This is a genomic window from Acinetobacter sp. YH12070 (assembly GCF_013419625.1).
GTDB lineage: Bacteria > Pseudomonadota > Gammaproteobacteria > Pseudomonadales > Moraxellaceae > Acinetobacter > Acinetobacter amyesii.
Window position 1 is genome coordinate 1 of sequence record NZ_VOZT01000137.1, and the last position, 1,269, is coordinate 1,269.

Sequence of the window (1,269 nt, forward strand, 5' to 3'; positions counted from 1 at the left end):
CACTGCTGTCCCACAATTTTTCACAAGAGGAAGCTCATTTGAGCTTCCTCTTGTTTTATGGGTATTTTATCGGGTGAAAATAAAGCTTTTAAAGTTCTTCTTTCAAACAAATTCACTTGAATTATTCTGAGTAAACGTTGAACTGTCCAACCTGTTTTTCCTAAATGTTGAGCGAAACTCACCAATAAATAGGCGATCATCGCAATCCAGATTTGTGTCTGAATTGCGTTCCTGCTGCGACCTAGAAACGCTTTTAATTTGAGATTCTGCTTAATCGCCTTAAAGAACAGCTCAACTTTCCAACGATCTTTATAAATCGCCGCAATGGTGGAGGCGGCTAAATGAAAGTTATTGCTGAGAAAGCTAAAGTGCTTGCCACTTTGCTGATCTCTATATTCAATTCTTCTTAACACTGGGGCTTTTCTTTTTAGGGCATGTGCGCTATTCAGCTGAATGGTTTCATCTTTTAGAATACCTTTGGATTCAAGCACTGGATGTTGCTGGATCACCTGATACACAGATTTAGGCCTAAAACGTGTGACAAATCCAATGTTTTGAGCAGTCAGATTTGCATACCATTGGTAATCGACATAGCCTTTATCAAAAACTACAATGCTGCCAGCAGGAAACTGGAATTTGCGGCCTTGTACCATGTCATTTTCTTTGCCATTTTCAACTGCAACAAACTCAGGAATATCATTGCTGTGATTCAATCCTATACTGAGTTTCATGCTGGCTTTTGAGTCGTGAACTTTGGCCCATTCACATAAGGAAAGCGACAGGTCAATATGACTGGCATCCAAGGAATACAAGGGATTCTTAAAGCGAAATTTATGAGCGACTTTTGAGTGGTCATAGTATTTAAGCAACTTGTAAAATAGCTGTTGATACAAGGCAGCAGGCTGCTGCTCATTGATTCGTGCCAGCGTGCTTCGGGGAATAGACTTTGCTCCGAGATGACTTAGCTTTTCCTGTTGGCACTCCAAATTGGATTGAATATCTCTCAGACTTTGCCTACAAGAGAATTGAGACATCAATATGGCAATAAACTGATCCCACCGGGAAGCCGCTCTAAATTTCTGTCCAACATGGTGCACTTTAGCAAGTTGTTCAAAATCCTGTCGCACAACAGGTTTAATTAGCTCATGAAATACGGTATTCTGATGTGACAAAACCTGAATCCTGGTCGTTAAAGTGTTTGTTTGCACTCATATTTTAACTGTTAGGACTCAGGTTTTTTTATTTAAAGCAAACTATGGGACAGCAGTG

General features: G+C 40.0%; 1 protein-coding gene. It reads right to left on the bottom strand.

Features of this window, described 5'->3' with window-relative positions; genetic code table 11:
• Positions 1-20 precede the first annotated feature (20 nt).
• Complete coding sequence (locus tag FTU17_RS17315; protein WP_104425765.1) at positions 21-1,172, bottom strand: IS4-like element ISAbe18 family transposase; 1,152 nt, start codon at positions 1,170-1,172, stop codon at positions 21-23.
• Positions 1,173-1,269 lie beyond the last annotated feature (97 nt).